Genomic DNA, 24,568 nt, shown 5'->3' on the forward strand with positions numbered 1-24,568 from the left:
TTTAGAAATTTGGTTTTAGTTGTTGTTTGTTGAAATAGAAGTCTTCGATGACTTTAATGACTTGGTCTTCGGTGTCTACCAAATGGAACAAATCTAAGTCTTCGGGACTGATGTTGTTGAATTTTTCTAACAATATTGTTTTTATCCACTCTACAAGTCCGCTCCAATAGTCTGTGCCTACTAAAATGATAGGGATTTTGTCGATTTTATGGGTTTGTACGAGGGTGAGAGTTTCGAAAAGTTCGTCGAGGGTGCCAAAGCCACCTGGCATAGCGATGAAGGCTTTGGAGTATTTCACAAACATTACTTTGCGCGCAAAGAAATAGTTGAATTTGATGTTCTTGTCGTGGTCAATATAAGGGTTGTTGGTTTGCTCGAAGGGCAGGTCGATATTGAGTCCGGCAGATACGCCTTTGTTGAGGTGAGCGCCTTTGTTTCCGGCTTCCATAATGCCGGGGCCTCCGCCAGTGATGATGCCAAAGCCTTCGTCGACTATTTTTTGGGCAATACGCACGGTGAGGTCGTAGTAGGGGGTTCCGGGATTGATGCGTGCAGATCCGAAGATGCATACGCAGGGGCCTATGGAGCTCATTTGTTCATAACCGTGAACAAATTCACCCATTATTTTAAAAATAGACCAAGAGTCGTGTGTTTTGGTTTCGTTCCAAACTTTAGAATGTTTTTTCATTTGAATTTTGAATTAAGTGTTAAAAGTTAAAAGATGGCCCCCCACATACTCTGCTCTCGCAGACTTCCCCGAAGGGGGACTAGCCGCAAAAAGTTATTGAATATCAGTGTAATCAATGGAGTTTTCAGAGAAACTCTGAAAATTTCCGAGTGACGAATGCCGAGTGATGTTGGGCAGCTGGCGCTGCAAGAGTTTTTTTGCCCACGAATTTCACGAATTTACACGAATTTTCGCCTGACGGCGAAGGGAGTGAGAAGTGAAAAATCTGAGGTCTCTGAGGGGCTCTGAGGGGCTCGGAGAGACGCTGCGAGAAATTAGTAAATTAGCAAATTGGGGAATTAGCAAATTAGCAAATTAGTTTATAGTTTCATTGTTTTTACTTTCAAATTTTTTGAGGTCGTTGCCTTTGAGGGCGTTTTCGACGAGCTCGGGGAGGCGATCGGGGGTGCAGGCGAAACAAGCGATGCCGAGTTTGCTGATTTCCTTGCCGAGTTTTTCGTCGTAATCGGGACGACCACTATCGGAAAGAGCTAAGAGTACCAATACTTTTACGCCGTCCTGATGCATCTCGTTTAGACGACGTAGTAGTCCGGAGCGCACTCCACCTTCATAGAGGTCGGATATGAGGATGAACATCGTTTTGCGGGGGTTCTCAATGAGTGTTTGGCAATAGGCTACAGACTTATTAATGTCGGTTCCTCCACCCAATTGCACGCCAAAGAGCATATCGACGGGGTCTTGACGGCAGGCTTCGGTGAGGTCGGTTATTTCGGTGTCGAACACTACTACGTGAGTATCGAGGGCGGGCATACTTGCAAAGATGGAGCCCATTACCGATGAGTAGATAATGGAATCGCACATAGACCCACTTTGGTCGATGTCGAGGATTACCGTCCAGTTTTTCTGTTTTTGAGTGCGCTCAAAGAAATAGAATTTTTCGGGGATGATACGCTTGGTGGCGGTGTCGTAGTTTTTGAGGTTGCGCTGGATGGTTCGTTTCCAATCGGTTGATGAGAAATTGGCGATGGGGGTATGTGCTTTTTTGTTGAGAGCGCCCGTAACGGCACGGCGCAGGTCTTGCTCCATACGTTTCATTATCTCATTGACGACTTCTTTGACTAACTCGCGGGCGGTATCTTTGGATTTGGCGGGAATCTGGTCTTTGAGTGCCATTAGAGTGCCGACCATAGAGATGTCGGGCTTTACGTTTTTGAGGGTTTCGGGTTCAAAGAGTAGTTTGGTGAGACCTTTGCGTTCGATAGCATCGGTTTGAATGACGCTCACTACATCGGGGGGGAAGAAGGAACGTACATCGGTGAGCCACTTGGCTAAGTTAGGGGCGGAGTTGCCCAAACCTGCCGAGCGTTTGCCGCCGCCGTTGCCATTGCCGTCGGTATCGTCGTAGAGGGCGGCAAGGGTAGCGTCCATCAGTGATTGCTGTTCGTTGAGTGATACTTCACCCAAAGCATTTGCATCTTGACCCAAGATGAGTCGCCAGCGTGTGATATTTTTGTCCATTAGAGTATATAAAAGATGAGACCTATTTGTAATACATTAGAACTGAGGCTTGTGCCATCGGTGGTTTTTGCGTCCTTTAGCAAAGGTGAGAGGTTGTACTGCACGAAGAAATTCAGAGCATTATAACCAAAAGCGGCAAAGGTTTTTAGTTGGAATTTTCTAACGATGTCGGGGTTTTGGAAGGAGGTGTCGATATCGTTGGCGGTGTACAGGCTTCTGCCGCCTAAGAGATAGGCGATGCGCATTCCTGCGTATACTCTCCAGAATTTGTGAGATGTGGGGGTGGAGGTACGGAATCGGAATTCTAAAGGCATTTCGATGGCGTGGGTTTTGAAATAGTTTTTGCTGATGTTCAAATCGCGGAAATGTTCGACTATTTCGTAACTGACACCTGTTGCGGTTTTGTTGGCTACCATATTGTTATACACCACATCGTAAGCATAACCTAATCCGATGCCAAAGCCGAGATTTCGTTTTTGGTTGATGGGAAGGTCGCGGATGAAGCCTAAGTGGATGCCGTGGGAGAGGTTGTGCTGCACGACACTGCTGGCTTTGCCGGCGAGATAATCGTAGGTGAGACCGACATAGAATTGGTCTTCGAGATAATGAGTATCGACCGTTGAGGGGTTGGCAGTTGAGCTTTGTGTAGAGCCAATCAAGCCGTCGTCACTATTTTCTTGAGCATAAGTGAAGAGGGAGAAGTGAAGGGTAAGGAGTAATAGGATGATATTTAGTTTATTCATTTTTTTTCTTTGGGTTTATTAACTTCGTTTTCTCGAAATTCATTGACATAATTTTCTAAAAGAGTTATATCAATACTTTCAAAATCAGATTTATCATAAATAGAGACAAAAAGTACAGATTTTGTATCATTTTCTTCTTTAATACTGATAATTATTTCGTGAGTGATAACTCTTGCTCCCCCACTTTTTCCTTTGTTTTTAGAAGAAATATTCAAACGTAACTTTTTGTATCCACCTCCTAAATTCACGCCTAAGAGGGGGTTTGTTTCTATTTCTGTTTGGAGTTTCAGCAAGTCTTTGGATAGACTTTTATATTTTTTTAATAAAGCTTTAGCTTCTTTTTCAAAACTTTTTAGTACATAAAAATTATAGTCCATTGATAAAACTTTCAAAAGGGATGGCTTCTTTTTTTCCAGCACGTACATCTTCAGCCTCTTGCATTGCATCAAAAAGTTTTTTCTTAAAGGCCTTTTGCTCTTTGATCACAGCTTTCTCTGATGTAATAGTTTCTGTATTTTGTTTTTTTACTTCAAAAATTTCGACGAAATCGAGACTTTCTATGAAGTTTAAAAAAGCATTCAATTTTGAACCTTGTGCCCTAATATTTATTATGTATTCCATAGTGTTCTTGTTATTTTGAGGCAAAGATAAGAAATAATTACGAATTACGAAATACGAATGACGAAATATGAGGGAAGAATGACGAGAGACGAATGACGAGAGACGAATGACGGTGCGAGCCGCACGGGCAGAGAATGACGAGAGACAAATTACGAATGACGAATGACGAGAGACGAGGGTGGGGATAGTGGGAGAGGTGGGATGGCCCCCGACTCACTTACTCGGCAATTGCCGACAACCCCGAAGGGGGACAAGCCGCAAAAGTGATTGCTATTTGTTTTAGTGAGAATAAATGAGGAAAGACTAGGAGGGAGTATCTAGGAGGTGCTCTGAAGGTCTCGGAGGGGGCAGAGAATGACGAGAGACAAATTACGAATGACGAGAGACGAGAGACGATGCGAGCCGCACGGGCGATTAGTGGGAGCGGTGGGAATAATGGGAGGGGTGGGAGTACTGGGAGGGGTGGGAGGTGTGAGCCGTACGGGCGGGGGATGGGAGGGATGAGAATAATGGAGAGACTCCCACAAAGCCAGCGAGTTGGCGCAGCTGGGTATGTGAACACGAATTGACACGAAAAGGGGATTGTATAGAGTAGTTGGTATTAGATTATCTCACGAATTTTCACCTGACGGTGGTTTGTTTTGTGAGTATATTGTGATATGTTGTTGGGAGTTAATGTTTTGTTATAAGGGACTGGGGTTGAGGTAATGATTTTTGGAAAGGTGTTCTTTTAGGGCTTGTTCATTATTACCTATTCTCATTGTGAATTCTTGGAAGCTCTCAGTTTCTTGAGGAATATGCAATCCTATTTTTTCTAAAATTCTATTTTCGGCATTCCCGTCTATATAGAGTTCTTCAGAAAAAAAAGGTTCGTCGCTATCTATTTTGCTACAAGGATAAAGTAGAAAACCTCTATTTGTTTCAAAACGGTACATATACGTAATCGTTTTGTAGTAGATGCTCGTCGCTTTTTCTGAATCGTCCTCGTAAAATTTGTGTCTATCTAAAGGTATATATTTAGCATCTCCTACAAGTTTTGGAGAGCCACTTCTGCTGATAAAATCGGGGTAGATAGGTTGTTTGCTATTTTTAAAAAGGTATTTTTTTCCTTTACCTGTGAGATTTTCAGGATGTTCAAAACCTTCGTTTAAAAAAGTGTTTAGGTATTCTTCCCACAGCCAAGCGCCGTCAAAAAGGAGTCCGTGTATTTTATCTTTTTCTTCGCCGAATGTCAGTTTTTCGTGGTTTAGGATGTTCAAACATATTTTTTGCAGAGGAGCATACTCTGTAAAATAAGGATGTACAAAGGGCTTGGCATTTGCCATTATCACTTTACGCCGAGCATTTTTGTTATAGGTGTTTTGAGTGTGAAAAACAAATTGGCTAACCATAGTTCGCATTTCGGCATCTGTATTCAGCAAGGTATTGCCTATAGGATGTGTTTTTAGGTACTCAATAGTATGGCGGATGAGTTGCGATAGAGGATTATCGTAGCTATGTTCTTTGGTTGTATAAGCTATTTTGCCTGCAAAAGGTAGGTTTTTAAGTAGATGACGTTTTACATCTATAGTTCCTTTTACATTTGTATCATTATATTGCTTGCGTTGGTAAGCTTTATAAAGCCCTTGTGCATAAGCTTTTTTTAAGCAAAAAGGAAATAAGTAGAGCCAAAAATCCCAAATAGTTTCTTCGTTGTTAGGGCTCTGTTCAAAATTAAAGATGTTAGTAGCTAATACTTTTTGCAACATATAGTGCAAAAAGAAATCATTCTTATCATCTTTTGCAAAACGGGAAGTGATAGTAATCTTACTTGTGTTACGCCCTACAAATCCCATTATGTTGTTAGTATACAACTTGTCTCCTTCAATCTTGAAAATAGGTTTGTTGAGATATTTTTCCAAAGACTGAGGGAAAACTAACAAATTAGGATTTTCACTCAGTAAGTGTGTTATACTATGATTGGCAATAGGGGTTAGGTGCGCTATATACTGAGAATTAAGCTCTTTTCCTTTATAATTATTGTCCGTTATCCTCATTACCAAAGAAAGCATTTTTTAATTTTTCTAACTCGTTTTTTCCATTAGGCATACCACGTAAATATTCCTTTAGTAAAGGTTCTATGCGATAGTCCCATACATTTTCTAATTCTTCATCTTGAATACAATTGCCATCAGTATCAAGAAAATAAGCACCCCCTATATGGTAGGCACTGCTGAAGCCTGCTATATTTTCGATAGCCTCATTGAGTTTTTTCATAGCTTTTGTTATTGGTTCAGTCAGTCCCATATTTATAGCGCTTTCTTCGGCAGTAACTTCTATCCAAGTGAAGCGGCGGCGCATAGCAAAATCAAAACTTTCGACACTTCGGTCGATATCATTCATACAGCCGATGATATAGACGTTTTCGGGCACGTAGAAAAACACATCATCACCTTGCATATTTGCATATTGAGTTTTGACGGCTCCTTTTACACCTCTGTAAGTAGGGTCGATACTAAAAAAGAGCTCTCCAAAAATTTTAGAGATTTCACCTCTGTTGATTTCGTCGATTACAAAAACGTAGTTTTTATCATTTCCTATTTTTTCGGGTTTGAAATTATAAGTATTTTTGAAATACTCTGCTACCGATACTAAATAAGGTTTCCAATCTCTTATCACACCATTGTAAAGATAGGCTGCTATCATTTCTTTGGTGATTGATAGACGTGTACCAACTTCTGTTTGAGGAATAGCCACACAAGAGTTTTTACTATTAGCTTCTAAGGTAAAAGGCTTTTTTTGGGTTGGTGTAGAAAGTGTTATAGGATTTTGTAATAAATCGTCTATAAAGTTGTTATACAACACATCAAAGTTATCTTTCTTTTTATTAGCTTGTTGGCAGAATTTTTTGAAAATGCCGTCTTTTAATTCAAAGCCAACATTTCCATTGTCGTTATTAGTAGGGCGGAGGCCTTCTACAAAATCGGTATAGTCATAAGAAGGGTGAAATTGTACAAAGCCAAACTGAGGGTTTTTTGCTAAGGCTTCATCGTCTTCCCCTATCATTTGTTTAGCTATTTCTTTAGCTAAAAAAGTTTTACCAGTACCAGGGGCACCTGTAAGAATGATGTTTTTAGAGCTTTTCAGTTTTTGAACGTATATCTCATATTTATTAGCTTTTTCAGTTGTTTCTGGCTTTAGCTTGATATATAGACTGTAATATTTATCAAAAAAATGTTGAAGTTTTTCATTAGGTTCTTTGTCATCAAAGAGTCCTATATCTTCAATAGGTTCACTTATCTTTAAGTCTTCCCAACTTCCTTTTTCATCAGCTTTTCTCTGGTATTTTTCTATAGCAAGAGTAATTATTTTGTCTGCAGATTCATTCCAACGGGCTATAATATTTAATCCTGTTCCTTCCCAATGTAAATAGTTTCCTGCGCCTGTATAAGAAGGAGGGTATGTACTTATAGCAATTTTCCCATTAGTATAATTTTCCCAGTTTTTTATCTGATTTTGTATCAAGTTTCCGTTATAGCCTTGCCCACTCTTTTTAAAGCTACCACTTTCTTCAAAAGGTTTGATGTATTTATCATAGCCTCTATTGTGTTTGTTATTTGTAACGCAATACTCTAAGTGCGCTACAAAATACTCTAATAATTGCTTGAAATTTTTGTAATCGTTATTCATATTTGAGTTGTTTAATTTTTTCTAAGTTGTTTTTTCTTCTAAACGAAAAGTCTTTGCTGATGGCATCTACATATTTGATGATGTGGACGGTTTTCTGTAGGATTGCGGGCTCGTTACTGGATTGGAGGAGCAATTCGGAGATGATTTCTAACGCCTCGGCATCGTTTTCGTATTCTGAAAGGAGGGTTTCGGTGGGGGTGTTGAAGAAGTACGTGAGATGGTGCTGAGTGTATTTTTCAGTCAGCAGCTCTAATTGTTTGCGTTCTTCTTCTTTGGCTGCCTTGGGGTTTAGTAGGGCAGTGAGTTCCTCAAAGAAACGGTCGATTTGGCGTTTGAGATAGTCTTTTTCAATCATAACAGGGGAATTACGATGATGGTAGGAGGTGCGAGCCGCACGGGCAAGGAATGGGAGCGGTGGGATGGCCCCCGAACCCCCGAAGGGGGACAAGCCGCAAAAGTGATTGCTATTTGTTTTAGTGAGGGGTGAATGACGGTGCGAGCCGCACGGGCGATTAAGGACTTTGACAAAGTGTAGCGATAGTAAGTGAATGGTTATTTAGGGCAAAGATAGGGATAAAATGTTAATTGGCAAAATAAAAGGAGTTAAAGAATGTTGGGATTCTTTAACTCCTATTTTTTATTTTCTGATTTCTATTTTTAACGTAAGTTCGATATAAGTAATTTTTTGATAGTCATTAAAATATTTTAAACTCCCACAAAGCCAGCGAGTTGGCGCAGCTGGGTATGTGAAACACGAATTTTCACCTGACGGTGAATTATTTTATGAGTATATTGTGATACAAAGTTGTAAATCAATATTCTGTTATATTGAACTGACGTTATTTTATTAATAGAATGAACTTAGGTTTTCTTTGATGGTGGCGCTGTTTTCCAACGATTTGAGGATGCTTTGTGCAGCACGCTCGGTACGGAGATTTTCAACGGTTTCAGCTTGGGTTCTGTAATCGGTGATTGCAGGGGCTATAGTCGCTGAGGTGAGTTGGATTACATATACGGCGTTTTCACCATCGATGGGTTTAGAGATTTGACCTTGTTTGAGTCCGAAGGCGGCTCCTACGACTTTGGGTTCGCGACCTTCACCTATAATAGTTGGGTTTTTCATCACGAGACCTGTAGCGCTTTTTACTTCAGTTTTGTTAGCTGAAGCGATGGCTTGGAGGCTGTTGCCTTTGGCTTTTTCTTTTAAAATAGCGGCTTTCTTTTCGCGGATGAGGATAGGTTTTACGATAGGAGCGGCATCTTGTACAGAGCTAAGTCCTTCTTCACCTTGTTTTACTAATTGAGCGACGATGTTGTTGCTTCCGGCGTTGAATCGCTTGATGTCACCTACTTTGGTGTCCTTATTGAACAACCATTGTACGATGGCGCGGTTGCTACCTAAACCGATGATTTGGTCGTCGTTTTTATGGAGGTTATCGGCGCGGAGTACTGAAAGGTCGGATTTTTTGGCGATGCTTGCAAATTCTTTTGGATTTTGAGAAGCTTTCATTTCAAAGTTAGAAACTTTAGAGAAAATCTCGCTTACAGTGGCTTCAGAAGGTTCTACTGCACGGCTGATAGTGGCGATGTTTACGGCTTCGGCTTTGTCTGTAACTTTTACAACGTGGAACCCAAAGTCGGTTTCAACAAGCCCTATGTTGCCAACGGGATTAGCGAAAGCAAATTCTTCAAAAGGTTTTACCATTGCGCCTTTTCCAAAGAATCCGAGGTCTCCACCGCTATAGGCAGCACCAGGTTCTTCAGAGTTTTCGCGAGCGAGTTCGGCGAAATCAGTTCCTGCTGTTTTGGCTTTTGCCAAGAGTTCTTCGGCTTTAGCCTTAGCTTCTTCCTTAGTACGAGTGGTATTAGGAGTAGCGGCTTGGCTTCCTTGGTAGGCGATGAGGATGTGGCTTGCTTTCACGGCTCCGGCGGGCTCTTTGGCAACCATACGGCTGAGTTTGATGTTGCCGTCTTCTTCGTAAGGACCGAATACTTTACCTACGGGAAGAGCGTAAAGAGTATCGGCGTAAGCAGAGCGGATATTGTCTTTATTTACGAAAGTGCTATCGTAAGGTACGTTAGAGTTGCGATCGACGAACTCTTTGATATTCTTAGTTTTAGCAAATCCAGGGAGGGTGTCGTTGCTATTGGTTTTGCTGTTGTACACGACTTCGGGTTGTAAGAGTTTGAGCAAGCTTTGTTTTTCAGCTTCCATATCTTTAGCTGAAGGTTTTTCGGCAGCGACGATGTATTGGATGTTGCGGTAAGCTTCTTGTTTGAATTGTTTTTCGTGTTTTTTGATGTAATCTTGAATCTCGCCATCGGTAACGGTAATATTTTTATCGTCGATGCTGCTGTATTGGAGGGCAACATAGTTGATATCGGCGAGGTCTTTTTCTTGGTGGTATTCCATTTCGGCTTCGGTATTGGTAACGCCGAGTCCAGCGCGGATGAGGCTGAAGTACATTTGTTGTTTAGCGCCCTCTACGATAGCGTCTTCTTGCATTTTCCACTGAGCATAGGCTTCGGGGTTGGTGCTTTTGAGGGTCGCTAAGTAGGAAGTGAATTTATGGGGGTCGAACACGCCGAGTTCATTCACGAATTGAGGGTTTTGCGCTAGAGGGGTTTTAGCGAGGATAGCCAAGATTTGGTCTTTTTCGACACTAAGGCCGAGTTTTTCGATTTGTTGGTTGAGGAGGATTTCTTGGACTTTTTGTTCCCACACGTATTTAGCGGCTTCGATGCTGCTTACTTGTCCGTTAGCTTGACGAGTAGCGTTTTCGACTTGAGCGCGGAAGGCGTCGATAGAGACATCTTCGCCGTTTACGGTACCTATTTCGTTAGGCATGTGGTTGCTAAAGCGCCCTTTACCGATGAAATCGGAGATGATGAAAGCGAAGAGGGCGAGCCCTATAATCGCGATAAGGAATACGGTTTTACTTCTAATCTTTTCGAGTACTGCCATTGTTTATATTCGTTTATAAAAGTATAAAATTGTTTGGTGTTATTAATCAAACGGCAAAAGTAATACTTTTTGTGGAAATGCAAAAATATTTTTAAGATTTTTTTATAAGATAAGAGGTAAGAGGTAAAAGGTAAGAAATTGTTGTTGAGTGGGGTAGGGGTGATTTTATGTTTTTTTGATGTAGTTTTTTGTAAGTAGGGAGGGGTTCGTTGTGTCTTCGTTACGTGTTCGTTGTGTGTTCGAATGAGGTGCTTTTTTTGCTATTTGGCAATTATTTTGTACTTTTGCCCTTTGATATATAAAGATATGAAGACTACGACTCTTTATAAATACTTGTTTATAGTATTGTTTTTCGGCGTACGACTTGTGTTGGCTCAGCAAGGTGTTGAAGCGCTTTTCATCAAGGAAGGGGTTTTACTCAAGTGTGAAGATGCTAAGATACCTTCAGATGGCTATATAGCGTTGCCTCATACGGTGAAAGCAATTGCAAATGAAGCATTTAAAGGTTGTACGCGCTTGCAACGGATTAGCGTCTCGGGTGGGGTAACCACTATTGGGGATCGCGCTTTTGCGGGGTGTAATCATCTTACTAAAGTGGAGATGCTGCCTAACTCGGTGACGGCTATTGGGGTACAAGCGTTTGCTTTTTGCGTTAAGCTGAAGGATATTAACTTACCTAATACGGTAGCGACGATAGGGGAGGAGGCTTTTAGAGGTTGTTTTGCTCTGGAACGCATTGAAATACCCGAGTCTATGAGTCTTATTGGCAGCAGTGCTTTTATGGATTGTTCGGGGCTCAAGCAGGTGAGTTTTTTAGGTAGCGCTCTTAGTGTGATTCCGTCGCAGTTGTTTTACCAGTGTAAGGCGCTTGTGCAGGTGACTTTGCCGCCGAGTTTAAGGCATATTAAGAGCAGTGCTTTTGCGTATTGTGAGTCTCTTCCTGAATTGGTGTTGCCTGAAGGATTAGAGAGTATAGGCGACGATGCTTTTGAGTATTGTAAATCGCTTAAGGGGATAAGTATTCCTGATAGTGTGTTTTTTATTGGAGCAAGTGCTTTTCATAGTTGTAGTGCTTTGGCAACGCTGAAATTGCCTTATGGTTTGCGACATATATTAAACGATACTTTTTTAGATTGTACGAGTTTGAGTTCGGTGGTAATTCCGGATACGGTGGAGAAAATCAATATGCAGGCGTTCAGGAATTGTAGTTCGTTGATTGCTGTGCAAATGCCTTTGGCTCTTACTGATATTTTCTATGGAGCTTTCTATGGGTGTAAGAATTTACAGTATATTGATTTACCTGAAAATGTTAAATATATAGGTGTGTTTGCTTTTGCTGAATGTGTTAGCTTGCAAACAATAGAGTTGCCTCGTGCAGTGGTAGATGTTGCTGCTAAGGTTTTTTATAATTGCGCCAATCTTACTGAAGTAAACTTGTCTAAATTTACTACTTCTATAGGGGTGCAATCATTTTATGGGTGTGCAAACTTAAAAGAGTTAAAATTGCCTAATACAGTAGAAAAGATAGATTTGGCAGCCTTTGAAAATAGTGGTCTTGCTGAATTGCATTGCCGTGCACTCACTCCGCCAGTAGTGAATCGCAGTTTTGGATATAAGGGGAAAGTGGTAGTGCCATATCGTTCATTAGAGCTCTATAAACAAGCTGAAGTATGGAAAGATTGTATTTTGGAATAAAAAATATTCTAAAAAGTTTGGTAGATTAAAAAAATCACCGTACTTTTGCCACCCAAAAGCGCACATAATAGGGCGTAATATTATTCATTAATAATACTAATAAGTTATGATTCAATACGTTAAAGAGTCTTATGAAGAGCTAACAAACCATGTTACGTGGCCTAATATTTCAGATGCACAGAAGGAAATGTTGGTAGTAGTGGTATTTTCTATTCTATTTTCTTTAGTAATTTGGGGAATGGATTCTTCATTTGAATACCTCATAGGTAAGTATTTTGAATTTATGAAATAAAAACAGCAAGAATGTCTGGATTAATAGAAAAAAAATGGTATGTAATTAAAACCGTTACCGGTCAGGAGAACAAAATAAAGAACTACATAGAGAACGAGACCTCACGATTGGGGTATGCTGACTATGTAGAGGAAGTGTTAGTGCCTACTGAAAAGGTGGTTCAAGTGCGTAATGGCAAGAAAATCACCAAGGATAGAGTGCATATGCCTGGCTATGTAATGGTGAAAGTTCACTTAGCAGGTGAGGTGGTGCATATCATTAAGTCTATCCCAGGGGTAGTAGGTTTCTTGAGTGAAACCAAAGGAGGTGACCCGCTGCCATTGCGCAAAGCTGATGTAAACCGTATGCTTGGTCAAGTAGATGAATTAGCTGAAACAGTAGAAACAGTAGCTATTCCGTTTGAAGTAGGTGAGATGGTAAAACTTATTGATGGTCCTTTCAATGGTTTTAATGGTACTATAGAACGTGTGAATGAAGAGAAACGCAAACTTGAAGTGATGGTAAAAATCTTTGGGCGTAAAACACCTTTAGAACTCAGCTACACCCAAGTAGAAAAATTGTAACAAAGTCCTCGTAAAAGAGGTATTTAAATAAATTATTAATTATAAACAATGGCAAAAGAAATTAGTAAAGTAGTTAAACTACAAGCTCGGGGAGGTCAAGCGAATCCTTCGCCACCAATTGGACCCGCATTAGGTGCTGCCGGTGTTAATATTATGGAGTTCTGCAAGCAGTTTAATGCTCGAACACAGGACAAACAAGGAAAAGTAATTCCTGTAGTTATCACCGTTTACAAAGACAAGTCTTTCGACTTTGTTATCAAAACTGCACCTGCTGCTGTTCAGCTGTTGGAAGCCGCTAAGGTTAAAGGAGGTTCCGGAGAGCCAAACCGTAAGAAAGTAGCAAGTATCACTTGGGAACAAGTGAAAGCAATTGCAGAAGACAAAATGCCTGATTTGAATGCATTTACAATCGAGTCTGCAATGAGTATGGTTGCTGGTACGGCACGTTCAATGGGTATATCAGTAACAGGAGAAAAACCTTTTTAATCGCAAAGCAATATGGCAAAATTAACAAAGAAACACAAAGAAGCTCTTGCTAAAGTTGATAGAAATAAGCTCTATTCACTCAAAGAGGCTTCAGCATTATTGAAAGAAATCACTTACACTAAATTTGATGCTTCTGTAGATATTGCAGTGCGTTTAGGCGTAGACCCACGTAAAGCAAACCAAATGGTACGCGGTGTAGTTACACTTCCTCACGGGACTGGTAAAGACGTTCGTGTACTTGCCTTAGTAACTCCAGAGAAAGAAGCTGAAGCTAAAGCAGCTGGCGCCGACTATGTAGGGCTTGATGAGTATCTACAAAAAATCAAAGACGGCTGGACTGATGTAGACGTAATCGTTACGATGCCTGCTGTAATGGGTAAATTAGGTCCTTTAGGGCGTGTGCTTGGTCCTCGTGGCTTGATGCCAAACCCTAAAACTGGTACTGTTACTATGGAAATAGGTAAAGCTGTACAAGAAGTGAAATCTGGTAAAATCGATTTCCGTGTAGATAAAACTGGTATCGTACACGCTTCTATCGGTAAAGTATCATTTACTGCTGATAAGATTGTAGACAACGCCAACGAGTTGATTCAAACATTAATAAAAATGAAACCTACCGCTGCTAAAGGTACGTATATGAAATCAATTTATCTTTCATCTACTATGAGCCCAAGTGTAGCTGTAGATCCTAAAACAGTTTAATTTGTAGTTAAAAACCGAAATTATGACAAGAGAAGAAAAATCATTAGTAATAGATAATTTAACTGCACAGTTAGCTGATAATAATGTTATTTATGTAACAGATTTAACTGGTTTGAACGCTCAAGATACAACGGCTTTACGTCGTGCTTGTTTCAAAGCGAATATCAAATTAGCAGTTGTGAAAAATACCTTGCTTGCTAAAGCAATGGAAGCTTCAGAAAAAGAATTTGGTGAATTGCCAAATATCCTTAAAGGAAACACTTCATTGATGTATGCTGAAGTAGGAAATGTACCTGCAAAACTCATCAAAGAATTCCGCAAAAAATCAGAAAAACCTATTCTAAAGGGAGCTTATGTAGATGCGGCTGTATTTATTGGCGACAATCAATTAGATGCCTTAGCAGCTCTTAAATCTAAGAATGAAGTTATTGGTGAAATCATTGGCTTGCTCCAATCACCTGCCCAAAACGTTGTTTCAGCTCTCAAATCAGGTGGCGGCAAATTGGCTGGTATCATCAAAACTTTATCTGAAAAGTAAAACAGAACACACAGAATTTATTTTTAAACAATTAAACAAAAACGATAGAAAAAATGGCAGATTTAAAAAATTTCGCAGAACAATTAGTAAACTTAACCGTTAAAGAAGTAAACGAGCTTGCTCAAATCTTGAAAGAAGAGTATGGTATCGAGCCAGCTGCAGCAGCAGTAGCAGTAGCAGCAGGTCCAGCTGCAGGTGGTGCTGGTGAAGCAGCCGCTGAAAAAACAGAATTTGATGTATTCTTGAAATCAGCAGGTGCTAACAAATTAGCGGTTGTTAAATTAGTAAAAGACTTGACTGGTCTTGGACTTAAAGAAGCTAAAGAAGTAGTAGACGGCGCTCCTTCAAAAGTAAAAGAAGGTGTTTCTAAAGAAGAAGCTGAAGGGCTTAAAAAATCTTTAGAAGAAGCTGGTGCTGAAGTAGAATTGAAATAATTTTACTTATAAACCCTATAAGGTTTAGGTCTTTTTCAATGGCAAAAAGGCCTAAACCATTTTGTAATTTAAGGCAACAATACAACAACGATATTATGGTAGAGAATAGATATTCTTGCCAAATATAAACATAAAAACAAAATGAGCAAACATCTTGAACGTTTAAATAACATCTATTGGAGTTTCTCTAAGAAATATTACAACACTGTAGAAGAGTTTAAAAAGGATATCGAAGAGTATAATCTTAGCTGTGAAAATGAAAAAGAATGGCGATTGGACGAGCTTGTAGTTGATGAACCTAAGATTGAAATGCAATATATGGCTTGGGTAGATCCAGAACACATACTGCCTAACGAGGAACTGATGGAAGATGATGATATCTTTGAAGAAGAACCAGATGATGATGAGTATGGTTATCAGGTAGAATTAGCAGCAACTTTGCTTCCTGATAATGGCAAGAGCTTTTTGGGGTATGAACTCTTAATGAAAGTACATAACCAACAGGCAAATAAAGAATTAGGAGACCACGTATTTTATGAAGGTACAGAGATAGAAAGAGGAGAAAATGGAATAGCTATATTGCCTATCTACTGTGGTAGCTAATGACTAAAGATAAATAAAGAACAACTTACTACTAACACACTAAATAATAATATTAAAGTAAAGAAAATGCTTACGAATCAAACCGCAAGAGTCAATTTTGCTTCTGTGAAACACGTTCCTGAATATCCTGACTTTTTGGATATTCAAATCAAATCGTTTCAAGAGTTCTTTCAGATGGAAACCAAGTCGGAAGACCGAGTTCACGAGGGATTGTACCATACCTTTAAGGAAAACTTCCCTATATCCGATACTCGTAACCAATTCGTATTGGAGTTTCTCGACTATTTCGTAGACCCTCCTCGCTACTCTATACAAGAGTGTATTGAGCGTGGTCTTACCTATAGTGTGCCTCTGAAAGCCCGATTGAAGCTCTATTGCACCGACCCTGAGCACGAAGATTTTGAAACTATCGTACAAGATGTGTACTTGGGAACTGTGCCTTATATGACTTCCAGCGGAACTTTCGTTATCAACGGTGCTGAGCGCGTGGTAGTTTCTCAATTGCACCGTTCTCCTGGGGTATTCTTCGGTCAGTCATTTCACGCTAATGGTACTAAACTCTATTCTGCACGTATCATTCCTTTCAAAGGTTCGTGGATTGAGTTTGCTACCGACATCAACAATGTGATGTACGCTTATATCGACCGTAAAAAGAAATTGCCCGTAACTACACTTTTCCGTGCGATTGGTTTTGAACGCGATAAAGATATATTAGAAATATTCGACCTTGCCGAAGAAATCAAAGTTTCTAAAACAGGGCTTAAAAAATACATCGGTCGTCGTTTGGCTGCTCGTGTACTTAACACTTGGCACGAGGACTTCGTAGATGAAGATACCGGAGAGGTCGTATCTATTGAGCGTAATGAGATTATCCTCGACCGCGATACTGTACTCGATGAGGATAACATTCAAGAAATCTTAGATGCTGATGTAAAAACTATTCTTCTTCACAAAGAAGATAGTCAGGCTACAGACTATACCATTATCCACAATACTTTACAAAAAGACCCTACCAACTCTGAAAAAGAAGCGGTAGAACACATTTACCGACAATTGCGTAACGCCGAACCACCCGATGAAGAAACTGCTCGTGGTATTATCGACAAGTTGTTCTTCTCAGATCAACGTTATAATTTGGGAGATGTAGGGCGTTACCGTATCAACAAGAAATTGGGCTTGGATACTCCTATGGAAAAACAAGTGCTTACCAAAGAGGATATCATCACCATTGTAAAATATTTAATTGAGCTTATCAACTCTAAAGCAGAGGTAGATGATATCGACCACTTGTCTAACCGCCGTGTGCGCACGGTAGGAGAGCAGTTGGCAGCTCAGTTTGGTGTAGGTCTTTCTCGTATGTCACGCACTATCCGCGAACGTATGAACGTACGTGATAACGAGGTATTTACACCTATCGATTTGATTAACGCTAAGACTCTTTCATCTGTAATCAACTCGTTCTTTGGTACAAACCAATTATCTCAGTTTATGGATCAAACGAACCCATTAGCCGAGATTACTCACAAACGCCGTTTATCAGCTTTAGGACCTGGAGGTTTATCACGTGAACGTGCAGGTTTTGAGGTACGTGACGTACACTATACTCACTATGGACGCTTGTGCCCAATTGAAACCCCTGAGGGACCAAACATCGGTTTGATTTCATCATTAGCGGTATTTTCTAAAGTAAACGGTATGGGCTTTATAGAAACGCCTTATCACAAAGTTACTAATGGGAAGGTAGATCTTAAAGATATGACCTACCTCACTGCCGAAGACGAAGAAGGACTCAAAATTGGTATGGCAAATATTGCATTAGACGATAAAGCTAATATCATTGAGGAAAAAGTGGTTGTAAAAGAAGATGGTGACTTCCCTGTAATCGAACCTAACGAAGTACAATATATAGACGTGGCGCCTAACCAAATCGCTTCTATTTCAGCTTCTCTTATTCCGTTCTTGGAACACGACGACGCGAACCGTGCGTTGATGGGCTCGAATATGATGCGCCAAGCAGTGCCTTTGTTGAAACCAGAAGCTCCTATTGTAGGTACAGGTTTGGAACGCCGTATAGCATCGGATGCTCGTGTGCTTATGAATGCTGAACGCGATGGGGTAGTAGATTACGTGGATGCTGAAAAAATCATCATTACTTACGATCGTACTGACGAAGAAAAACTCGTGAGCTTCGACCCTGATGAAACAGTATACAACCTTATCAAATTCCAAAAAACTAACCAAGGTACTTGTATCAACCTTAAGCCAATTGTAGAAAAAGGCGAACGTGTGAAAAAAGGACAAGTGCTTTGTGAAGGTTATGCTACTGAAAACGGAGAGTTAGCACTTGGTCGCAATATGAAAGTAGCGTTTATGCCTTGGAAAGGGTATAACTTCGAGGATGCGATTGTAATCTCAGAACGTGCTGTACGCGACGATATTTTCACCTCTATCCATATTGATGAGTATGCACTTGAAGTGCGTGATACTAAGTTAGGTGCTGAAGAACTTACCAATGATATTCCTAACGTATCAGAAGATGCTACTAAGGATTTGGATGAAAACGGTATGATTCGCATTGGTGCTGAAGTACGCCCTGGTGATATTCTTATAGGTAAGATTACTCCAAAAGGTGAATCTGACCCTACTCCAGAAGAAAAACTCCTCCGCGCTATCTTTGGTGATAAAGCAGGTGATGTGAAAGACGCATCTCTAAAAGCCTCTCCATCACTTTACGGGGTAGTAATCGACAAGAAATTGTTCTCTCGTGCAGTAAAAGATAAACGCAAACGCAGTAAAGATAAAGAAGATGTAGCGCAATTAGAAGCCGACTACAATGCTAAATTTGAAGCACTTCGTACTAAATTATTAGAAAAATTATTTAGTTTAGTAGCTGAAAAAACTTCAGAAGGGGTAGTAAACGACCTTGGAGAAGAAATTGTACCTAAAGGTAAAAAATATACCAAAAAAGTACTCGAAGGTATTGAAGATTATGCTCATCTTACTTCTGCAGGATGGACTAATGATAAACATATCAACGGACTTATAGATGACCTCTTGCACAACTACCGCATTCGCGAAAACGACTTACAAGGTATGTTGCGCCGTGATAAATTTACCATCGCTGTGGGTGACGAATTACCTGCAGGTATCCTTAAATTAGCTAAGATTTATGTGGCTAAGAAACGTAAGTTAAAAGTAGGGGATAAGATGGCAGGTCGCCACGGTAACAAGGGTATCGTAGCACGTATCGTTCGCGATGAGGATATGCCATTCCTTGAAGACGGAACTCCGGTAGACATCGTGTTGAACCCACTTGGGGTACCTTCACGTATGAACATCGGTCAGATATATGAAACTGTATTGGGTTGGGCAGGACAAAAACTCGGTAAGAAGTTTGCAACTCCTATCTTCGACGGGGCATCGTTAGAGCAAATCAATGAGCTTACCGATGAAGCAGGCGTACCGCGTTTCGGTCATACTTACCTATACGATGGTGGTACTGGTGAACGTTTTGACCAAAAAGCCACTGTAGGTGTGATTTATATGATCAAACTCGGACATATGATTGACGATAAGATGCACGCGCGTTCTATCGGTCCGTACTCACTCATCACACAACAGCCATTGGGAGGTAAAGCCCAATTTGGTGGTCAGCGTTTTGGAGAGATGGAGGTATGGGCTTTAGAGGCTTATGGAGCATCTAGTACCTTACGCGAAATCTTAACAGTAAAATCCGATGACGTGGTAGGTCGTGCTAAAACTTACGAAGCGATTGTAAAAGGTGAGACAATGCCAGAACCAGGCTTGCCAGAATCTTTCAACGTATTGATGCACGAGCTTAAAGGTCTTGGATTGGATATTAGACTTGAAGAGTAATGATTAATTATTAATGGTTAATAATTAATTGTTGAAATTATAATAAAATTCCAAACTATTGAATATTCAGTAGTTTGGAATTTTTGTTTTTATAGGAGTTAGGGAAAAGGGATGGTGATTTAGAACTCTATTATATTGTAGTTTACTCCTAATCCTATATAAGGACTTAAGCCGTTTTTAGATAATCCATAACCAGCGTTTACTCCTAAACCAAATTTCTTTTGTTTTGGTAGTTTTACTACTTTTTTTTCATATTCTATAACAGAATATGGATTTTCATTAGAAATATATAAAATTAAATTATTTTTTTCTTTGTGAGTAACTACATTAAACCTATCTATTGTGTGTAATTCTAATGCTGTAGAATCTTTCTGCATCTTTATAGAACCATAAACTTGTAATTTATTTGTACCACCATATAACATAAAATCTGATCGATACACAGGTAACAAAGTGTCATTTACAACTATAGTATCTGTTTTAATAATTTCTTTAATTTCTGTTTTTTGAGTTGGCTGAGGGCTTTTATATTTCTCTAAAAGTTTTTGTAACTCTTGTATTTTAGCATTTTTGCTATTTAGTTCGGTTTGTGAGATACAAGTTTTATTAGAGTTAGTTTTAGAATGCAAAACGTTATACTTGTCTTTGTAATAAGACAAGGAATCGTTTAATGAGCTAATAAGTTGCTGTTTGTCATTTTGTTGTTGCTTGTATTGGATGCCCAACAAAAGAATGGCACAGCTTGTAATGCCAAAAGTTAGTAATTTTTTCTTCATTGTATGTTAGTTTGTAAGATTTTGTTTTTTTATGTTTTCATTTAAAAGTCTTAAATTATGTTGGGCTTTGGTATCTCCTTGCTCAGCGGCTTTTTCATACCAATAGGCCGCTTTAGAGAGAGATTGTTCAACACCTTCTCCTTTTCGATAACAGAGAGCTAAATTAAATTGAGCTCGGGGTAGACCTTGTTCAGCCGCTTTTTCATACCAGTAGGCAGCTTTAGAGTAACATTGTTCTACTCCTTTTCCATTATTATAACAGAAAGCTATATCAAGTTGAGCCATAGCATCTCCTTGTTCAGCAGCTTTTTCTAAAAGTTCTATTTCTGTTGGTGTGTTTTCCATTGTGTGTGTTATGAGGAAAAACTTTGCCAAAGAATCTAATAAATATTTTCTTTGGCAAAGAGATGTTATTTCATTTTTATTTTATAGTCTCCTCTCTTAATACTATTTATGTCATTACAAGCTTCATCAAAAAAGTTATCACAAGCTTTTCTAAACCAATATAAAGCTTGTTCTTCTGAACGTTCTACTCCCCGTCCCCATCGATAAGCATTTCCTAAAGCCCAACAAGCAAAATTATCTCCTTGTTCAGCAGCCTTTTCATACCAATAGATTGCTTCAGAATAGGATTGTTCAACTCCACTACCTTGATTATAATGAGAACCTAAACTACTTTGAGCTCTAGCTAATCCTTGTTCAGCAGCTTTTTTAGTCCAATAAAATGATTTAGAATCAGATTTGTCAACTCCTAATCCCCATTGATAACATAGAGCCATCTTGTATTGTGCCTCTGCATATCCTTGATTTGCAGCTTTTTCATACCAGTATGCGGCTTTTGGATTCTTTTGATTCCAATAATAATCTCCTAATTCTGTTTGAGCTTTAACATTTCCAGATTTAGCTTTTGCTGTAAGGTTTTTGATGTTTTGTGTATATCCAATAGAAAAGAGCGATATACATAAAAATAAGAATACTTTTTTCATTGTTATAATATTTTATTTAGAATTTCACAAGCTTTATCTTCAAAGTTATCACAAGCTTTTCTAAGCCAATACAAAGCTTGAGATTTAGATCTTTCAACTCCTTTGCCCTCATAATAAGCTAAGCCGACCATTGTCTGAGCTTTTTTGTTTCCATGATAGGCAGCTTTTGAAGCCCAATAAAAGGCTTTTGAATAAGATACTTCAACCCCTCTTCCAGAAGAATATAGCATAGCTAATATAATTTGAGAATCTTCATCTTCTTGCAAAGCAGCTTTTTCAAACCAATAAGCAGCCATAAAATCTGATTGCTCTGTTCCTTTGCCATAGAAATATAATGTAGCTAAATTGTGTTGTGCTTTTGCTAAACCTTGTTGAGCAGCCTTCTCAAACCAATAAAAAGCATTGTAAAAAGACTGTATGCTTGCTGTCCCATTAGTGTAGCAATTTCCTAATATAAATTGAGCTAAATCATTACCTTTTTTAGCTGCGACTGTATACCATTTAACAGCTTCTGAATTAGATTGTTCAACACCTTTACCTTCTAAGTAACAATTTCCTAAAGCTAATTGTGCATTGGTATCTCCTTGATTAGCTGCTTTTGTGTACCAATAAACTGCTTTTTCAAAAGATTGTTCTACATTTTCTCCATTCTCATAACAACTTCCTAAAAAGCTTTGTGCTTCGGAAATTCCTTGATTAGCGAGAGTTATTGCTTTTCTAATATTTAACTCTTGTGCATATCCTATAGAGCCAAATGATATACATAAAAACAAGAATACTTTTTTCATTTTCAAAACTTATTTAATAACGGTTTGATGTATATAACCTTCATAATAATCACCTAAAATGTAGCATGATATATAATACCAGCTTCTTTCTTTTTTCTTTATATAAATTTGTGTTTCCTTTGGAATTTGGATAATAATAGGAGCTTGTAGAGAAGGATATTCTCTGAGATTTATTACCTTTTTAATATAAAGAGCTGTAGAGATTTCATTGCTGTAGTAGCTGTTATAGTAAGTTTTCTTTTTAATACCTGCACATACTCCACAGCTTCCTCCACTATTACAATAATTGCAACTATTACAATTTCTACAAGCTCTACAATAAGCAGAGCCTATACACCTTCCTCCACAGCAAGCTTCATCTACTTCATTTGCTTCTGAGTGTTTTGCATTTACCTCTGTACAACTTATCAAAAAAATTACGAAAAAAAGTTGTAAGGATAGTAATAAAATAATTTTTCTACACATATTATAGTTTTTTAATTATATTCTGAATTATTGCAAGCTTTTTTTTAGCTACTAAATAGCCTTAGGATATGATCTTTCAATGCCTTTCCCATCATAGTATAAAATACCTAAATTAAGTTGAGCTTTAGGATGTTCTTGATTAGCAACTTCTTCATACCAAAAAGCAGCCCTTTCATCAGACCGTTCTATAAAACTTCCTGATGTATACATCATTCCTAAAGAACATTGCGCATAAGGTTCTCCTTGTTCAGCAGCTTTTTGATAGTAAAAAAAATCTTTTTCAAGAAATTTTATAGCACCTCCTCTTCCTACTTCATAGCGTCCTGCTAATTCAGTTTGAGCTTTAGCGTTACCTTTGTCAGCTTTTTCTTTAACAGAATAGAAATCTTCTTGTTCTATTTGTCCAAAACTAATGATGCTTAATGATAAAAATAAAATAGTAAAAACCTTTTTCATTGTTTTTCTCATTAATTTACATAATACTTGTTCATGCTAATTTTTCATATATATTGTAAGAAAGTTTTCTGAAATCTTATAATTGTTCTTGTCAAATTTTATATGATTAGTACATTTTACAGTTTCCTCTTGAGTTTCATATTTATAAATTTCTATCATTTTCAAAAACTCTCCTTTTTTGTCTAAGATTGTTTTTTCCAAAAAATCTATATAAAAAACTTTTATCTCTTTAGCTTCTTTATCATACTCAAAGATTATCTTATAAAAGTCAAATTCTTTTTCATATTTACCCATTTGAATTAAAGAATCAATATCTTTTTTATTAAGAGTAGCATCTTTAAATATTTCTTCTGTTTTGTTATTTTCATAAATAGGTATAGAAATAGGTTTTATCTCTATTACATTGGAATCATTTTCTTGAAATAGCCGCAAAGCTAATTGATGTCTAATATTCATTGTTTTTAAAAATTATTATTTATTAAAGGTTTTTAAAAAAGATGTCTTTATAACATACAGTTGGATTTTCTATATAATTTTTAGGTGTATTTAACACTGTTTTAAGCTTTCTAAAAATAAAATATATTATTCTTGCTAAAAAGAAAGTCCCATTCCTATTAATAGATTACTATTTCTGATATTTTTATCTCTGTATTTCACTAAATCTACAAAACCTTGACGATAGACAATATCTAATATGGCGTTTCCTAATCTAAATTCTATCCCAATATTAGCACCTATATCAAATTGAGAAAGTTTTTTTAGAGGATACTCATAATATTTTTCATCTCTTTCATCAAAAACACTTACGATATTATCATCAATTCCTTGAATTTTGGAGTAGTAAAAACCAGCTTTAGGAACAATAATATTTTCTGTTTTTGCTATTTTATATTTAACGTTTAAAGGTAAAATAAATTGTTCTATTTCTCTTTCTTCCTTCTCTAAAATCATCCGTCCTTTGTGATGAGTTAAACCAGCTTCTAAAAAAAATTGTTTTTTAATTTTGACTTCGAAAAGAAAAGAAAAACTAGGCTTTTTTATTTTTTTAGGAGTTAAATTAGCGTCTACTTTTACGAGGAAGTGAACTTTTACATCAGGATCTTCTCCTCTAAAAATAGCGTCAAACAAATCCCATCCTCCTCCATGATAACCATCGTTAGAATAGTAACCACCGCCTCCGTAATAACCACCACCTCTTGAAAAATCAGGATTATAAATAGTTCCTTCTAAAAATTCAGGTTGGGCAGTCTGATAACGTTGTCTTGTTGATGCACTATTAGAGTCCTCACTTCTTCCTGCATCTAATCCCATTTGAAAACCTCTATTATAACCATCAGTATAGCTATTCAAAGATTCTCCTATTGGAGGGATTGGAGGAATTGGAGGGATTGGAGGAATACAACCAAAATCTTTATTATGACACCATCCTTTTTTATATCCAGCTTCAAATCCTTTTGTGTAGTCATTTTGAGCAGATAAATTGCTGTAAATAAATAGTGTTATAACTATAAAAAATACTCTTTTCATTATTTAAAAAAATAAAATTTTACCTACTCTTTTCAGGCTTTTCGGTTGCCGCCTATTTGTTTTTCATTCACTTCAAAGCATAAAAAAACGCGGTGCATTCCTTGTTTACTCATCACAGAAGCCCGACCAAAGGCACACTACAAAGTAAAAAGGAATGCCCACGTAAACGTAGGCACT

26 protein-coding genes are annotated in these 24,568 nt (G+C 38.3%); 9 read left to right on the top strand and 17 right to left on the bottom strand.

Going from position 1 to position 24,568, the window contains the following annotated elements; translation table 11 throughout:
• Position 1: 1 nt before the first annotated feature.
• From JMN12_RS13875 to JMN12_RS13915, 9 genes are all read right to left on the bottom strand, one after another.
• Positions 2–688, bottom strand: coding sequence for a TIGR00730 family Rossman fold protein (locus tag JMN12_RS13875; protein WP_009414064.1), 687 nt, complete (start codon positions 686–688; stop codon positions 2–4).
• Between the two features lie 354 nt (positions 689–1,042).
• Complete coding sequence (locus JMN12_RS13880; protein ID WP_203139831.1) at positions 1,043–2,206, bottom strand: VWA domain-containing protein; 1,164 nt, start codon at positions 2,204–2,206, stop codon at positions 1,043–1,045.
• Entirely contained in the window at positions 2,206–2,949 is a 744-nt protein-coding gene (locus tag JMN12_RS13885; protein ID WP_198466593.1) for a porin family protein, read from the bottom strand. The genes JMN12_RS13880 and JMN12_RS13885 overlap by 1 nt, the downstream gene beginning before the upstream one ends.
• Entirely contained in the window at positions 2,946–3,326 is a 381-nt protein-coding gene (locus JMN12_RS13890; protein ID WP_203082395.1) for a toxin, read from the bottom strand. The genes JMN12_RS13885 and JMN12_RS13890 overlap by 4 nt, the downstream gene beginning before the upstream one ends.
• Complete coding sequence (locus JMN12_RS13895) at positions 3,316–3,570, bottom strand: hypothetical protein (protein ID WP_203082396.1); 255 nt, start codon at positions 3,568–3,570, stop codon at positions 3,316–3,318. Before JMN12_RS13895 ends, JMN12_RS13890 begins: the two co-directional genes overlap by 11 nt.
• Before the next feature lie 683 nt (positions 3,571–4,253).
• A complete protein-coding gene (locus JMN12_RS13900) occupies positions 4,254–5,621 on the bottom strand; it encodes an McrC family protein (protein WP_238423926.1) in 1,368 nt (455 codons plus the stop codon).
• The gene (locus tag JMN12_RS13905; RefSeq protein WP_203139833.1) at positions 5,587–7,239 is read right to left on the bottom strand and encodes an McrB family protein; all 1,653 of its coding nucleotides are present in this window, start codon (positions 7,237–7,239) and stop codon (positions 5,587–5,589) included. Before JMN12_RS13905 ends, JMN12_RS13900 begins: the two co-directional genes overlap by 35 nt.
• Positions 7,232–7,594 (bottom strand): hypothetical protein, encoded by a 363-nt coding sequence (locus JMN12_RS13910; RefSeq protein ID WP_203139835.1) that lies wholly within the window; start codon positions 7,592–7,594, stop codon positions 7,232–7,234. The genes JMN12_RS13905 and JMN12_RS13910 overlap by 8 nt, the downstream gene beginning before the upstream one ends.
• A gap of 492 nt (positions 7,595–8,086) precedes the next feature.
• Positions 8,087–10,204 (bottom strand): peptidylprolyl isomerase, encoded by a 2,118-nt coding sequence (locus JMN12_RS13915; RefSeq protein ID WP_203139837.1) that lies wholly within the window; start codon positions 10,202–10,204, stop codon positions 8,087–8,089.
• A gap of 306 nt (positions 10,205–10,510) precedes the next feature.
• On the opposite strand from JMN12_RS13915, the gene JMN12_RS13920 reads away from it, so the two are divergent.
• The 9 genes from JMN12_RS13920 (at position 10,511) to rpoB (ending at position 19,393) form a co-directional block, all read left to right on the top strand.
• Positions 10,511–11,899 carry a leucine-rich repeat domain-containing protein gene (locus JMN12_RS13920; protein WP_203139839.1) on the top strand — a complete coding sequence of 463 codons (1,389 nt, stop codon included), beginning with the start codon at positions 10,511–10,513 and terminating at the stop codon, positions 11,897–11,899.
• Between the two features lie 106 nt (positions 11,900–12,005).
• Positions 12,006–12,191, top strand: a complete 186-nt coding sequence (gene secE, locus JMN12_RS13925; protein ID WP_088593740.1) for a preprotein translocase subunit SecE — start codon at positions 12,006–12,008, stop codon at positions 12,189–12,191.
• A gap of 11 nt (positions 12,192–12,202) precedes the next feature.
• Positions 12,203–12,754 (top strand): transcription termination/antitermination protein NusG, encoded by a 552-nt coding sequence (gene nusG / locus JMN12_RS13930; protein ID WP_002679816.1) that lies wholly within the window; start codon positions 12,203–12,205, stop codon positions 12,752–12,754.
• A 48-nt stretch (positions 12,755–12,802) separates the two neighbouring features.
• Positions 12,803–13,240, top strand: a complete 438-nt coding sequence (gene rplK, locus JMN12_RS13935; protein ID WP_002679988.1) for a 50S ribosomal protein L11 — start codon at positions 12,803–12,805, stop codon at positions 13,238–13,240.
• 12 nt (positions 13,241–13,252) lie between these two features.
• Positions 13,253–13,942, top strand: a complete 690-nt coding sequence (gene rplA / locus JMN12_RS13940; RefSeq protein WP_088593741.1) for a 50S ribosomal protein L1 — start codon at positions 13,253–13,255, stop codon at positions 13,940–13,942.
• Positions 13,943–13,964: 22 nt separating this feature from the next.
• Positions 13,965–14,480 carry a 50S ribosomal protein L10 gene (gene rplJ, locus JMN12_RS13945; RefSeq protein WP_203081549.1) on the top strand — a complete coding sequence of 172 codons (516 nt, stop codon included), beginning with the start codon at positions 13,965–13,967 and terminating at the stop codon, positions 14,478–14,480.
• Positions 14,481–14,533: 53 nt separating this feature from the next.
• A complete protein-coding gene (rplL, locus tag JMN12_RS13950; RefSeq protein ID WP_002680017.1) occupies positions 14,534–14,914 on the top strand; it encodes a 50S ribosomal protein L7/L12 in 381 nt (126 codons plus the stop codon).
• Positions 14,915–15,055: 141 nt separating this feature from the next.
• On the top strand, positions 15,056–15,517 hold the full coding sequence (locus tag JMN12_RS13955; RefSeq protein WP_009413932.1) for a hypothetical protein: 462 nt from the start codon (positions 15,056–15,058) through the stop codon (positions 15,515–15,517).
• Positions 15,518–15,583: 66 nt separating this feature from the next.
• Positions 15,584–19,393 (top strand): DNA-directed RNA polymerase subunit beta, encoded by a 3,810-nt coding sequence (rpoB, locus tag JMN12_RS13960; protein WP_203081550.1) that lies wholly within the window; start codon positions 15,584–15,586, stop codon positions 19,391–19,393.
• Positions 19,394–19,512: 119 nt separating this feature from the next.
• On the opposite strand, the gene JMN12_RS13965 is transcribed toward rpoB, so the two are convergent.
• The 8 genes from JMN12_RS13965 to JMN12_RS14000 all read right to left on the bottom strand — a co-directional run bounded on the left by JMN12_RS13965 (position 19,513) and on the right by JMN12_RS14000 (position 24,391).
• Complete coding sequence (locus tag JMN12_RS13965) at positions 19,513–20,169, bottom strand: DUF6808 domain-containing protein (RefSeq protein WP_203139842.1); 657 nt, start codon at positions 20,167–20,169, stop codon at positions 19,513–19,515.
• 6 nt (positions 20,170–20,175) lie between these two features.
• Complete coding sequence (locus JMN12_RS13970) at positions 20,176–20,514, bottom strand: tetratricopeptide repeat protein (protein ID WP_203139844.1); 339 nt, start codon at positions 20,512–20,514, stop codon at positions 20,176–20,178.
• A 65-nt stretch (positions 20,515–20,579) separates the two neighbouring features.
• Positions 20,580–21,155 (bottom strand): tetratricopeptide repeat protein, encoded by a 576-nt coding sequence (locus tag JMN12_RS13975; RefSeq protein ID WP_203139845.1) that lies wholly within the window; start codon positions 21,153–21,155, stop codon positions 20,580–20,582.
• 2 nt (positions 21,156–21,157) lie between these two features.
• Positions 21,158–21,943 carry a tetratricopeptide repeat protein gene (locus JMN12_RS13980; RefSeq protein ID WP_203139847.1) on the bottom strand — a complete coding sequence of 262 codons (786 nt, stop codon included), beginning with the start codon at positions 21,941–21,943 and terminating at the stop codon, positions 21,158–21,160.
• 9 nt (positions 21,944–21,952) lie between these two features.
• Positions 21,953–22,408: an SH3 domain-containing protein gene (locus JMN12_RS13985; RefSeq protein WP_203139849.1), complete on the bottom strand. Its 456-nt coding sequence runs from the start codon at positions 22,406–22,408 to the stop codon at positions 21,953–21,955.
• 51 nt (positions 22,409–22,459) lie between these two features.
• Positions 22,460–22,864: a tetratricopeptide repeat protein gene (locus tag JMN12_RS13990; protein WP_203139850.1), complete on the bottom strand. Its 405-nt coding sequence runs from the start codon at positions 22,862–22,864 to the stop codon at positions 22,460–22,462.
• Between the two features lie 36 nt (positions 22,865–22,900).
• A complete protein-coding gene (locus tag JMN12_RS13995; RefSeq protein ID WP_203139852.1) occupies positions 22,901–23,320 on the bottom strand; it encodes a hypothetical protein in 420 nt (139 codons plus the stop codon).
• 135 nt (positions 23,321–23,455) lie between these two features.
• On the bottom strand, positions 23,456–24,391 hold the full coding sequence (locus tag JMN12_RS14000; RefSeq protein ID WP_203139853.1) for a hypothetical protein: 936 nt from the start codon (positions 24,389–24,391) through the stop codon (positions 23,456–23,458).
• Positions 24,392–24,568 lie beyond the last annotated feature (177 nt).

The organism is Capnocytophaga genosp. AHN8471 (assembly GCF_016806945.1).
Classification (GTDB): Bacteria; Bacteroidota; Bacteroidia; order Flavobacteriales; family Flavobacteriaceae; genus Capnocytophaga; species Capnocytophaga periodontitidis.